Origin of the sequence: Chryseolinea sp. H1M3-3 (genome assembly GCF_029360725.1) — a bacterium.
GTDB lineage: Bacteria > Bacteroidota > Bacteroidia > Cytophagales > Cyclobacteriaceae > Chryseolinea.
Window position 1 is genome coordinate 187199 of sequence record NZ_JARKMY010000001.1, and the last position, 12538, is coordinate 199736.

The 12538-nt window shown below is 42.5% G+C and carries 11 protein-coding genes; 3 read left to right on the forward strand and 8 right to left on the reverse strand.

Annotated features, from left to right (window positions below; all coding sequences use genetic code 11):
- Nucleotides 1–44: 44 nt before the first annotated feature.
- From P2W71_RS00745 to P2W71_RS00775, 7 genes are all read right to left on the reverse strand, one after another.
- Nucleotides 45–2258: a glycoside hydrolase family 3 C-terminal domain-containing protein gene (locus P2W71_RS00745; RefSeq protein WP_276368990.1), complete on the reverse strand. Its 2214-nt coding sequence runs from the start codon at nt 2256–2258 to the stop codon at nt 45–47.
- Nucleotides 2259–2507: 249 nt separating this feature from the next.
- Nucleotides 2508–3851: an MFS transporter gene (locus P2W71_RS00750; RefSeq protein ID WP_276365722.1), complete on the reverse strand. Its 1344-nt coding sequence runs from the start codon at nt 3849–3851 to the stop codon at nt 2508–2510.
- Nucleotides 3852–3875: 24 nt separating this feature from the next.
- The gene (locus P2W71_RS00755) at nt 3876–4538 is read right to left on the reverse strand and encodes a bifunctional 4-hydroxy-2-oxoglutarate aldolase/2-dehydro-3-deoxy-phosphogluconate aldolase (RefSeq protein ID WP_276365725.1); all 663 of its coding nucleotides are present in this window, start codon (nt 4536–4538) and stop codon (nt 3876–3878) included.
- A gap of 5 nt (nt 4539–4543) precedes the next feature.
- Nucleotides 4544–5539 carry a sugar kinase gene (locus tag P2W71_RS00760; RefSeq protein ID WP_276365727.1) on the reverse strand — a complete coding sequence of 332 codons (996 nt, stop codon included), beginning with the start codon at nt 5537–5539 and terminating at the stop codon, nt 4544–4546.
- Between the two features lie 75 nt (nt 5540–5614).
- On the reverse strand, nt 5615–6439 hold the full coding sequence (locus P2W71_RS00765) for an SDR family oxidoreductase (protein WP_276365730.1): 825 nt from the start codon (nt 6437–6439) through the stop codon (nt 5615–5617).
- Between the two features lie 14 nt (nt 6440–6453).
- Nucleotides 6454–7497: an oxidoreductase gene (locus tag P2W71_RS00770; RefSeq protein WP_276365733.1), complete on the reverse strand. Its 1044-nt coding sequence runs from the start codon at nt 7495–7497 to the stop codon at nt 6454–6456.
- Between the two features lie 7 nt (nt 7498–7504).
- Nucleotides 7505–8161: a bifunctional 4-hydroxy-2-oxoglutarate aldolase/2-dehydro-3-deoxy-phosphogluconate aldolase gene (locus P2W71_RS00775; RefSeq protein WP_276365736.1), complete on the reverse strand. Its 657-nt coding sequence runs from the start codon at nt 8159–8161 to the stop codon at nt 7505–7507.
- 142 nt (nt 8162–8303) lie between these two features.
- Between P2W71_RS00775 and P2W71_RS00780 the strand changes: the two genes are divergently transcribed.
- Nucleotides 8304–9950, forward strand: coding sequence for an altronate dehydratase family protein (locus P2W71_RS00780; RefSeq protein WP_276365738.1), 1647 nt, complete (start codon nt 8304–8306; stop codon nt 9948–9950).
- Nucleotides 9951–9964: 14 nt separating this feature from the next.
- Here the strand turns inward: P2W71_RS00780 and P2W71_RS00785 are convergent, their stop codons facing one another.
- Nucleotides 9965–10303, reverse strand: coding sequence for a cupin domain-containing protein (locus tag P2W71_RS00785; RefSeq protein WP_276365740.1), 339 nt, complete (start codon nt 10301–10303; stop codon nt 9965–9967).
- Between the two features lie 309 nt (nt 10304–10612).
- Here P2W71_RS00785 and kduI point away from each other — a divergent pair, with 309 nt between their 5' ends.
- Both kduI and P2W71_RS00795 read left to right on the forward strand, forming a co-directional pair.
- Complete coding sequence (gene kduI / locus P2W71_RS00790; RefSeq protein ID WP_276365743.1) at nt 10613–11443, forward strand: 5-dehydro-4-deoxy-D-glucuronate isomerase; 831 nt, start codon at nt 10613–10615, stop codon at nt 11441–11443.
- A 70-nt stretch (nt 11444–11513) separates the two neighbouring features.
- A complete protein-coding gene (locus tag P2W71_RS00795) occupies nt 11514–12536 on the forward strand; it encodes a LacI family DNA-binding transcriptional regulator (protein WP_276365745.1) in 1023 nt (340 codons plus the stop codon).
- The last annotated feature ends 2 nt before the right edge of the window (nt 12537–12538 follow it).

Sequence of the window (12538 nt, forward strand, 5' to 3'; positions counted from 1 at the left end):
AATTCTCGTTAAAAAATAAGTCCGAAGTATAAGAAGTATTTGTCTTAAAAGATTACCTCTCCTGTAAGTTTAACATTTTTTGAAGAATTACCTGTCAAAATCAGGAACCTGCCAGGCTCAAGCACCCACTCCTTCCGGATGTCATCATAATATTTAAAGGCACTTTCGTCCAAGACTAATTCTACAGCTTTTGATTCTTTAGGCTTAAGGAATATTTTCTTAAATGCTTTCAATTCCTTATCGGGCCTCTCTACAGTTGCAGCCTCATCGCGAACATACACTTGTATTACCTCCGCCCCGGCCATAGTACCCGTATTCGTTACTTCAAGACTGACCTTAACCTTAAGGCCTTGCTTTTCTACTTTAAATTTATCAAACGCAAAGTTTGTATACGATAGCCCATAACCAAAAGGATACAACGGTTGAATTTTTTTTGTATCAAAATAGCGATAGCCCACTAGCAATCCTTCTTTGTAATGCACAACATCGCTTCCCGGGTATTCACCTAGTGCATGAGCAGGACTATCTTCAAGTTTTACCGGGAATGTCATGGGCAGTTTTCCTGATGGATTAGTCTCGCCAAAGATAATTTTCGCAATTGCTCTGCCTCCTTCCATACCCGGATACCAAGCTTGCATGATAGCCGTCGATTGATCACTCCACGCTGACATGTCGGTAGGCCCGCCACCATATAACACAATAATTGTATTGTGATTTACTTTCTGAATAGCCTGTATTAACTCATCCTGTCCGAACGGAAGATTCATATTTGGTTTGTCAACCGTTTCAGAGTCAAAGGCGTTGTCTTCCCAGGCATCGCTATATCCGTGTATCCACCCACCTACATAGACAACAACATCTGAAGTTGATGCTAAACGCACGGCTTCATTGATTAAATCAGCATTTGGTTTCCCTTCCTTCTCTATTTTATAACCTGCTGCAATGTTTATGTCCACCTGATCACCCGCCAATTCACGCAATCCGTCAAGCACCGTAAGTTCATATTTCGCATTGACCTGTGAACTTCCCCCAGATGCGGCATGCCTGCGTGAAGCATTTGCACCGATGACCGCAATGGACTTCAGTTCATTTTTGTTTAATGGAAGTATGCCTTGATTTTTCAGCAATACAATTCCCTCCTCGGCCACCGTCCGTGCTATTGACTGATGCCCCGGTGTATTGATAGCGCCAGCGTTTCGTCCTTTCGCTAATTTAGTTTTGTACATCACGCGCAAAATTCGTCTCACCTTATCATCAACCAAACTTTCATTTGCATCGCACGAACTAACCAGTTTAATCACTTCATTACCTAAAAAAAACTTGCCATATTCAGGTTCAGGCTGCATAAAGATATCCGTGCCCATCTCTACATCCGTGCCGTTGTAAATTGCTTCTCTTGTACTGTGTACCGAACCCCAATCACTCATCACCACACCTTGAAATTTCCATTGCTCTTTTAACAGGTTATTCATCAGATAAGCATTATGAGTGCAGTATTGTCCCCTGAATTTATTGTAGGATCCCATAACAGTATTCACATTGCCTTGCTGCACTGCGGCTTGAAACGCGGGCAAATAAATTTCGTACAAAGCACGGTCACTCATTTCTACATTTACGGTTGTGCGATTTGTCTCTTGGTTATTGGCAATAAAATGTTTGACACAGGCAGATACGCCCTGATCCTGAATTCCTTTAATGTAAGGCACAGCTAAGCGTGATGTCAAAAACGGATCTTCGCTGAAATACTCAAAGTTACGGCCGTTTAATGGTGTCCTGATAATATTAACACCAGGTCCCAGAATTACATCCTTGCCACGATATTTCGCTTCATTTCCCAACACAGTACCATACTCATAAGCTAAGTCAGGATTCCATGTTGATGCCAACGCTACACCTACTGGAAGATAAGTGCAGGAATCGTCAACACCTTCGTCAGGAATATAGTCGATGCCATGCTCTTTTCGAATTCCATGTGGGCCATCCGTCATTACCCAATTCGGAATATTGAGGCGTGGAATACTACCTGTGGCGAAAGAAGATTCGGCATGAATTAATCGAACTTTTTCCTCCAGCGTCATCAAACTAATTAGAGAATCGATTTTCTCATCACCAGGATACTTGGCATGGATGTAAGACGGAAGGGCTTTCTCCGAAGTAGTGCAAGAGACAACATGCAAAAAAAATAAAATAACGAAGGCATGAATAAAAGTTTCTTTGAAGGAACGTAACAGGCTGTATAATATGGAAAATATAAGCATCACGGCTTCTAACCATTTAAAAAATTTTCAACACCAAAGGGGCCAACGCCTCAGTTGATCCATTATCATTATCCTTGTCCCACTCATCATTAAAACAGCGTGTTTGATATTTGCAGCTCTCCATGCCATGCGCAGGTTGATCACGTTGCGGATAGGAATGGCTGGGCTAGTCCATTATCTTAAACGCCACCCTCTATAACGTAATACTTTTTCCATCTTGATCATACCAATCTTGGTCTACTCTTAATCTTACAGCTTAACCCGTTCTATTCTCGGCGCTAGCAGATGCAACGTTAACCATGCCAGTAAGTACGCAGAGCCACAAATAATAAACATGATGTAGTATGCTGTTTCAATTTCTCCGATAGCACGATAATGGACGAACAAACTTTTTTGAACCAACAACGAGAGTAAGATACCTCCTATTGATCCAAACATACCTCCAATACCTGTAACCGAGCCAACAGCCTTTTTGGGAAACATATCTGACACCGTTGTAAAGATATTTGCGCTCCATGCCTGGTGTGCCGAAGCGGCAAATCCAATAACCAGCACCGCCAGCCACATGTTCATCTCTCCTAAGATTTGAGCAAATACAATGGGTATCACCATGAAAGCATAGATTAACATAGAAGTCTTTCTTGCTTTAAAGGCGGGCCAATTATTTTTGATGAGGTACATGGGGAGCCAGCCACCACCAACGCTACCTATCGTCGTTAAAATATAAACCGTTGCGACGGGGAGTGCTAACTGAGTTCCTTTGATGCCATACTGGCTTTCCAGAAAGTCGGGAAGCCAAAAAAGATAGAACCACCAGATGGGGTCTGTTAGAAACTTTCCCATCACAAAAGCCCATGTTTGTTTGAAACCCAATAATTTGATCCAGGATACTTTCTCTTCTTTTTTCAGTTCGTCTGCTTTATCATCTGCGTCGTCGTGAATGTAGTCGAATTCTGGTTTTAAAAGTTTTTTATGCTTGGCTGGAGTTTCGTAGTACATCAGCCATAACACCACCCAAATAAACCCGATCGAACCTGTTATGATAAATGCCCACTTCCACCCCCACGCAACCATAATATAGGGTACGGTTAACGGTGCGACTACTGCTCCAATGTTTGTCCCGGAATTAAAAATACCAGTCGCCAATGCCCGCTCTCGTTTGGGAAACCATTCAGCGACGGTTTTTATAGCAGCCGGGAAGTTGGCAGATTCAGTCACACCCAAGGCGCTACGGGCAACGATAAAACCTAACGTGCTGCTAACTAATCCGTGCCCTACCGCGGCCACACTCCACAAAAATGTCGCTAAAAAATATCCTATTTTTGTGCCTACTTTATCGATAACCCGGCCGGAAATCAACATGCCCAACGCATAGGCTATCTTAAATGCAATTTCGATGTCGGCGTAATCGCCGTCGTTCCAGTTAAATTCTGCGGTCAGATCGGACTTTAACAAACTGATCACCTGCCGGTCGATGTAATTTACCGTAGTGGCGAAGAAGACTAATGCACAAATGGTCCATCGATAGGAGCCAATGGCTTGGTTTACATTCTTAAGGTTTTCCACTACACTGGGGTTAGGTTTAGTTGTCATGTTTGTTAAAGAAAATAGTGCACATCAACTCTTTATTTTCCGAATGGTTTGAAGAATATCGGAGACACTTTTTTCCAGTGCCGCCCAATCTTTCTTCTCCAGAATATCTTTTGTGAACAATTGAGAGCCCATACCCACACTCATTGCCCCAGCTTTAAACCATGCCGTCAGATTTTTTTCATTGGGTTCGACCCCACCGGTTATCATCAATTGCAAATCGGGAACAACAGGCATAATAGACGAAACAAAACCCGGACCCAGCACAGAGCCGGGAAAGACTTTAATAACCTGCGCACCATGCTCCTTGGCTGTAACAATTTCTGTTAGTGTAGCACACCCAGGCATCCATAAAATATTATCGGCGCGGCAGACTTCAGCCATTTCCAATTTCAGAATAGGTGAAATAATAAAATGCGCGCCAGCATCAATAAATTTTTTTGTTGTTGCTCCATCCATCACAGTTCCTATTCCCAACATCAAATCAGGAAACTTTTTACAATAGTCGAGCATTGCAACAAATACCTCGAACGAGTTCTTTTTACGATTCGTAAATTCAAAAACTCTAACGCCACCTCTATAGGCCGCTTCAATCACTTGCTGTGCGACGGCAACATCATCGTGGGTAAAGAGCGGCACGAGACCTAACTCTTTCATTTTTGAAACAATCTGCTGATTTGTAAACCCCATGTTTTTTAGCGTAAAAGTTTTCCGATGTTTTCTCCCTTTACCAATGTTTCTATCTCTTCAGCGGAAGCAACATTCACATCGCCTTCCACGGAATGTTTGAAGGCACCCGCCGCAGTTGCGAACTCAATAGTCGATTGATCGTCTTTTTTATTGATCATCCCGTAAATCAGGCCGGCCATGAATGCGTCACCTGCTCCTACCCGATCGACTATGTGTGTAAGATCGTATTCACGCGATTTTAAAAGTTGCTTTCCATTCCATAATAATCCTGTGAGCTTATTATGAGAAGAACTGATTGAAGTACGTTCAGTCGTTAAAATTTTCTTTGTATTTGGGTATGCTTTCTTGAAAGAAGTACAGGCAGCTTCGAACGTCTCTCCAGAAATGCCTACACAATTTTCCATATCAGTAATACCGGCCACAATAACGTCAGTACATTCTATTAATGCAGGCATTATTTCACGAGCGGTCTTCCCGTATTGCCACAAGTTTCGCCTGTAATTGATATCACCTGAGATCGTGACATTATTTTTACGTGCAACCTGGATAGCTTCGTTACAAACATCAGCCGCCCCTTGCGAAATAGCGGGTGTGATTCCAGTCCAATGAAACCAGGAAACATTCTTCAGGACATTTTCCCAATCAATCATACCTGGTTTGATATGAGCAAAGGCAGAATTGAAGCGGTCGTAAACAATCCGCGAGGCACGTTGCATAGCACCATTCTCCAGAAAGTACACTCCCATGCGTTCTTCACCATACACAATATATTGGGTATCTACACCGTATCGTTTTAAGGTTTGGGTAGCGGCCTGGCCCAAATCATTGGACGGAAAACGTGTTACATGCGCGGCTGGGATACCGAAGAGACTTAACGATGATGCTACGTTAGCTTCCGATCCGGCATAAAGCACATTTAAGGTATCGACTTGTGTAAACCTGGCGAAACCAGGGGTCGAAAGCCGCATCATAATTTCTCCAAATGTGATTACTTTCTTCATGTTAATAAATGTTGGAGTGTTGAAGTTCGGGGTGTTGAAGTTAGCACCGCTTTTAATTTCTTACATCAATTACTTCTAAACACCTGCGTATGAACTGAATCCTCCGTCAACTGCTACGACTACTCCGGATACGAACTTCGCGCCGTCCGAACACAACCAAACGAGCGTGCTGGCCAATTCGTCGGGTTTGCCAAAGCGCCCAAAAGGTGTATGGTTAATAACAGCTTTACCCCTGTCAGTTAATCCGCCATCGCTCGTGGTGAGCAGTGTTCTATTTTGTTCTGTTAGAAAAAAACCTGGAGCGATAGCATTGACACGAATGCCTTCACCAAATTTTCTCGCCATCTCCACTGCCATCCATTGCGTGAAATTGCTAATCGCGGCCTTTGCAGCGGAATAACCCACCACTCTTGTGATGGGAAGATAAGCCGCCATTGATGAGATATTGATGATACATCCGTTTTTTGCAGTCATGATGGGCTCTGCTAAAATCTGCGAAGGCAAAACAGAGCCCGTTAAATTTAGCTCTACTACTTTCTGAAAATCATCAATTTTCAAATCGAGAAAAGTTTTGTCTACCGGGATCGTTGCTCCGGGCATATTCCCGCCTGCACCATTTACTAAAATATGGATGGCTCCAAACCGATCGAGTATAGTTTTTTTAGCGTTATTTAATTGTTCAGCATTCAAAACATCGGCAGATACGCCGATTGCCTGGCCTCCTGAATTATTGATTTCTTTTGCAAGTTCATCAGCAACATCCTTTCTTCTTCCCACAATAGCAACTTTAGCACCTGCGTTAGATAATGCCTTTACCATTGAACTGCCCAATACACCTGTCCCACCTGTTATGACCGCAACTTTTTTTTCAAGACTAAAAAGTGAATTCAAATACGACATAGAATAATATGATTTTAAATTTTAATTGCTTTATGGGAACGGCTGCTTTCATAGCATGCTTCAATTAATCGGATACCATCCCTGGATTCTCCGGGTTTCACGGATAACGAATCACCTTTTCGGATGGAATCGTGTACATTTCTGTAGAAGGCAGAATAATTTCCGGGAACTGTTTCTATTAATCCTTCCACATGTAAACCGCTGAGGGAGGTATTTAACTTTCCCCAAAGCTCTTTGGGATCCACACCCCATCCCGGAGAGCCCGGAATTTTTCCATCTTTCAATGCTTGCTCTTGCGGGTCAATTCCATATTTGATAAAAGATCCTTCTGTCCCGTGAAGCATATAGCGAGGCGTTGCTTCACGAACCAAATAACTTGATTTTACGACGGCCTGAAAATCTCTGTATTGCATTCGGATGTCATAAAAATCTTCCACTTTTCCACCCGGACGTTGGACGCCCACACGCGCATCAACCTCTATAGGCATCCCGAATAATACCAACACCTGATCTAGCATATGTGATCCAAGGTTGTAGAGAATTCCCGAACCCGGGCCTTGCTCCTCCTTCCATGTATTGGCTTCAATATAGTTTCGATACCGATCATAGTGTAATTCAAACTCAGCAATTTTTCCCACCCAACCATTTTCAATTACCTTCTTCACCGTGAGGAAGTCGCCATCCCAACGTCTGTTCTGAAATACCGTTAGCAACTTATTTTTCTTTTTCGCCAACGCCATAAGATTGTCGGCTTCCTGCACAGTAACCGTAAATGGTTTTTCAACAATAACATGCTTGCCGGCCTCAAGGGCTTGAGTTGCGTATTGATAATGCCACTCATTAGGTACGTTAACAACAACTAATTCAATCGACTCGTCAGCCATGACATCATTTACCTGCTTTACAATTCTTACGCTTGGATACCGGCGTTTGGCTTTATCCGAATTTCGTTGAACGACCATGCTAAGCGCAAATCCAGGATCAGCAGACAAAAGTGGTGCGTGGAATATTTCACCCGACATACCGTAGGAAAGCAATGCAGTGTTAATGGGATTCATTCAAATTCTAATGAGGGTTTACGGTTTTAATTGCAGATTTTATTTTATCGATATTTTTTAGGTGGGCAAATATACCTTTTTCGATCAACGCCCAATCCTTTAGTGTAATGGCATCCTTGGGGAAAAGTTGTGCACTCAATTTTATACATAATGATCCAGCCTCAAACCATTTGGCAAGAGCCGGCAATTGAAGGTCGACGATTCCTGAGGGAATAAATTCAAGATCGGGATGGTCGCGTTTTACCGTTTGTATAAATTCTACGCCGAGTATGTTTCCTGGCAGTACGCCAATTACCTTGGCACCGAGAGATTTTGCCCAGCCTATATCAGTTGTTGTTGTACAACCAGGAATCCACAAAATATTATTCGCGTCACACACTTTTGCCATCTCCGGACGCAAAAAAGGCGACGCTATAAATTGAGCACCGGCTTGAATATAGCGTTCTGTCATGGTATCATCGAACACCGTTCCAGCCCCTAAAATTAGTCCAGGGTATTTTTGTATGCGTTCATGAATGTAATTGAAAAGGCGTGGGCCTTTATTATCGCGTTGGTGCATGAATTCAAATACCTTCAAGCCACAGCGATACGAAATGTCTACTACCTGCATTAACACATCCACATCAGGATGGTAAAAGACCGGTACAATCCCGATCTGCTTCATTTGAATTATCACATCCTGCTTGGTGAATGACATTCTTTGTGTGAAATTGGCCGTTCTAAAAATTAAAATTTCAAATTAATAAAATTAAAACATAAATTGCGCAATCGATTGCGCAAAATAGCATTTTAAAACAGATTTTCTTATGTCAACGAAATTTTTAAAGATTCATCCGGCGGACAATGTTTACGTGGCCCTAACAGATCTTAAGGCTGGAGAAAAAGTATCTCAAAACGGATTCTCCGTGATGCTTCCCAACGACGTACAAGCCAAACACAAATTTGTCGAAAAGGCGCTTGGCCCGGAAGATGAAATCGTAATGTATGGGTGCCTTGTGGGAAAGGCGCTCACAAGTATTCCGGAAGGTGGCGTCATTGGCACCCACAACGTCAAACATAAATCTTCACAATTTGGCGGCAAAACAGAAACGTTTCAATGGACTCCACCGGATGTGAGCAAGTGGAAGAATAAAACATTTTTAGGATATCATCGTGCCGATGGACAAGTCGGTACTGCAAATTATTGGATAGTATTACCGATGGTGTTTTGCGAAAATCGAAATGTAAATGTGATACGTGAAGCGTTTGAAGAGGAATTAGGTTTTGGCAAGCCGGACATGTACAAAAACTATGTCCATGAACTTGTGAGTTTGTATCGTAATGGTAAAACTCAAAATATTTCCTCAACACCACTGTTGAAAAGTGAGGGTACAGAAAAATCCAAACTCTTCAAGAATATCGATGGCATTAAATTCCTTACACACGAGGGAGGTTGTGGCGGAACGCGGCAAGATTCCGAAGCGCTTTGTGCATTGTTGGCTGGTTATATAAACAATCCCAATGTAGCCGGCGCTACTGTTCTTAGTTTGGGTTGTCAGAATGCACAGGTGGATATTTTGAAGCAAAAATTGAATGCATTAAATCCAAATTTCTCAAAACCGCTTATTATTCTCGAACAGCAAAAAGAAGGAACAGAGCAAGAACTATTGGCAACAGCCATTCGGCAAACGTTTCTGGCACTTATTGAAGCAAACAAGCTTGAAAGAAAACCGGCGCCCCTCAGTAAACTGGTCGTTGGGCTAGAGTGCGGAGGTTCTGATGGTTTTTCCGGAATCTCGGCAAACCCCGCGATTGGACACACATCGGATTTAATTGCAGCACTGGGTGGCTCATCCATACTATCGGAATTTCCCGAATTGTGCGGTGTTGAGCAGGAACTTTTAAATCGATGCGTTGATAACGATACGGCTAATCGCTTTGGTGAACTGATGCGTGCGTATTCTCGTGCAGCCGAAATGGTAGGCTCCGGATTCGATATGAACCCATCGCCAGGAAATATTAAAGATGGTTTGATCACAGATGCCATGAAATCCGCGGGAGCTGCGAAGAAGGGCGGAACTTCACCTGTCAGCGATGTTCTTGATTACACACAGTACGTAACGCGACCAGGGCTTACGTTACTTTGCACACCTGGAAACGATGTTGAAAGCACAACGGCGATGGCTGGTTCTGGCGCAAATGTAATGCTGTTTACCACGGGCTTGGGAACACCGACAGGTAACCCTATCGTGCCCGTTGTAAAACTATCATCGAATACAAAACTAGCGCAAAAAATGCCCGATATTATTGATATTGACTGTGGCCCGATTATTACCGGAGAGAAAACAATTTCTCAGGTTGGCGAGGAAATTTTGGATTACATTATTGAAGTGGCAAGCGGAAAAACCAAACCCAAGGCCGTATTGCTAAACCAGGACGATTTTATACCGTGGAAACGTGGCGTATCATTGTGATGATTAAGTAACACTTATTTTAAAAACTCTTTACGCAGTGGTGTAAAGCTATCGACTAACTTAGCGGTTTTAGTTAACAACTGAATAGTATGTTCTTTGCCGGATGGCACTGAAAACATATCGCCCGGCTTAAGTCGCTGTTCTTGCTCACCTTCGCAAAAGAAAATAATTTCTCCCTCAACGACATAAGTCGTTTGTTCATGAACATGGTGGTGACTCGGATCTGGATCTTTCCAGGGACCGTTATTGAAATCAATAACAGCCATCATCAATTCATCGGTGTGAATGAGACGACGCTGGACACCTTCTTTAACGGCGGTGATTACTGCTTCATCAGCTTTAAGGACTGGCATAGGCAAAAATGTTTTCTTCTCGGCAGATTCAACACAACGTTAAGACATTTGGTGACACACGCAATGTTGATCGAAAGAAATTGTAAGCGATCATCAAAAAAAATCAATGCCATAAAATGTTGTACAATCGATTGCATTTATTTCAAAAATATCAATCTAACAGTTATTAATCTTCCTTCCCCAGTTCCATATCTCGAAACTTTTATTTCTTTCAATCTTTTGATAATCAAATTGTTTACTGTTTCAAACGCGGGTCCCTTGATTTTTTTATATTTTCGGTATATTGCGCAAACGATTACACAAAAATAGATGATTGAGACACGCTACGCTATTCATCCGGACGCTATTAAAAATTTCGATACACAACAGTTACGTGATGCCTTTCTAATTAAAAATATTTTCGAGGATGACCAGGTGACAATCGTCTACACGCATTACGACCGACTCATTATCGGTGGCGTAAAACCTATTTCCCGGAGTATATCTTTGAAAAGTTATGTTTTCCTTAAGGCCGACTTTTTTCTTCAAAGGCGCGAAATCGGAATTATTAACGTGGGCTCAAATGGGATAGTGAGCGTCGATGGGGTTTCGTATCACTTAGATACACGGGATGCTTTATATATCGGTAGGGGTGCCAAGGAAATACACTTCACTTCAACCGGATCTGCGCCAGCATTATTTTACTTCAACTCAGCACCAGCACACGCTGTTTGCCCCACGCGAAAAGTTACGTTACAGGAAGCAGAAACTGTAGAACTCGGATCTGCAGAAACTTCCAACCAGCGGGTTATTAGAAAATTGATGGTGAATAGTGTATTACCCACCTGCCAATTACAAATGGGAATGACTGAATTAAAAACAGGAAGTGTATGGAACACCATGCCCGCCCATGTTCATGACCGGCGAATGGAAGCCTATTTCTATTTTAACATCCCTGATAAGCAGGTCGTGTGTCATTTCATGGGACAACCTCAAGAAACGAGGCACATATTCATCAACAATAATGAAGCTGTAATTTCACCACCCTGGTCTATACACAGTGGCGCGGGCACCAGCAACTATTCTTTCATTTGGGGAATGGCAGGAGAAAATCTTGACTACAGCGACATGGATCCAGTCAGCCCAGGCGAGCTTAGGTAAAACGTGGATTTTATATGGATGGAAAGATTTCCCATGGAAAAAACATAATCTTCGCATTGCCCTTTGAAACATGAAGAAGAAATACACTATACACGATATCGCAAAGAAGTTAAATATTACCGCTTCTACAGTTTCACGGGCGCTAAATGATCACCCACGCATTAGCGATGCTACAAAAAAGGCGGTTCAAAAAGCTGCTTTAAAACTTAATTATCAACCCAACAACATTGCAGCAGCGCTACGGAATGGCAAGAGTAACATTATTGGCATAATAGTCCCGACGGTTGATCGTAATTTTTTTGCGTCCATTGTAAGGGGTATTGAAGAAATAGCAAACGCATCCCGTTACAACGTCATGATATGCCAGACTTATGATAACTATGAAAAGGAAGTCGCAACGGTAGAGGCACTGTTAAATGCCCGTGTGGACGGCATCATCGCGTCCTATGCGAAAGAAACGAAAGACTTCGACCATTTCTTAAAAGTAAAAGAAAAAGGAATTCCCATGATCTTGTTTGATAGATCGAATGATGATCTCGAAGTAAGTCAAGTAGTCGTAGATGATTTTCTTGGAGCGTATAAAGCGACAGAACATCTTATTCAACAAGGTTGCAAACGAATCGCGCATTTTACGAGCTCTTTGAAAATAAGCATCTTCAAAGAACGCTTGCGCGGATATAAGGAAGCACTGTTAGCACATGGTTATCCTTACGACGAATCATTAGTCGTTGAAAGTATGTTACAATTGGAAGATGGCAGAAATAGTATGCTGAAATTACTGACGCTGTCTCAACCTCCCGACGGTGTTTTCTCAGCCAGCGCTTATGGTATAATGGGTGCGTTGCAAGTGCTTAAAGAAAAAGGAATAAAAGTACCCCAGGAAGTTGCCCTCATCGGATTCACAAATGAGCCCTTCACTTCTTTTTCGGAGCCAGCACTGTCCACTGTCGATCAACACAATCTGCGCATGGGTAATGCAGCAGCAGAAATATTTCTGGAAGAAATTTCGGATGACGAAAAAAAATTCATCCCTCAAAAAATTGTACTCAAACCCGAGCTAATAATCCGGCAGTCATCCCTTCGTAAAAAATAATC

What these genes read in the sequence shown, in the direction of transcription:
- P2W71_RS00795 (WP_276365745.1), top strand. Translation starts at nt 11,514, where the DNA reads ATGAAGAAGAAATACACTATACACGATATCGCAAAGAAGTTAAATATT.
- P2W71_RS00755 (WP_276365725.1), bottom strand. Translation starts at nt 4,538, where the DNA reads ATGGGGTTTACAAATCAGCAGATTGTTTCAAAAATGAAAGAGTTAGGT.
- P2W71_RS00785 (WP_276365740.1), bottom strand. Translation starts at nt 10,303, where the DNA reads ATGCCAGTCCTTAAAGCTGATGAAGCAGTAATCACCGCCGTTAAAGAA.
- P2W71_RS00775 (WP_276365736.1), bottom strand. Translation starts at nt 8,161, where the DNA reads ATGAAGCAGATCGGGATTGTACCGGTCTTTTACCATCCTGATGTGGAT.
- P2W71_RS00760 (WP_276365727.1), bottom strand. Translation starts at nt 5,539, where the DNA reads ATGAAGAAAGTAATCACATTTGGAGAAATTATGATGCGGCTTTCGACC.
- kduI (WP_276365743.1), top strand. Translation starts at nt 10,613, where the DNA reads ATGATTGAGACACGCTACGCTATTCATCCGGACGCTATTAAAAATTTC.
- P2W71_RS00765 (WP_276365730.1), bottom strand. Translation starts at nt 6,439, where the DNA reads ATGTCGTATTTGAATTCACTTTTTAGTCTTGAAAAAAAAGTTGCGGTC.
- P2W71_RS00745 (WP_276368990.1), bottom strand. Translation starts at nt 2,258, where the DNA reads ATGCTTATATTTTCCATATTATACAGCCTGTTACGTTCCTTCAAAGAA.
- P2W71_RS00780 (WP_276365738.1), top strand. Translation starts at nt 8,304, where the DNA reads ATGTCAACGAAATTTTTAAAGATTCATCCGGCGGACAATGTTTACGTG.
- P2W71_RS00750 (WP_276365722.1), bottom strand. Translation starts at nt 3,851, where the DNA reads ATGACAACTAAACCTAACCCCAGTGTAGTGGAAAACCTTAAGAATGTA.
- P2W71_RS00770 (WP_276365733.1), bottom strand. Translation starts at nt 7,497, where the DNA reads ATGAATCCCATTAACACTGCATTGCTTTCCTACGGTATGTCGGGTGAA.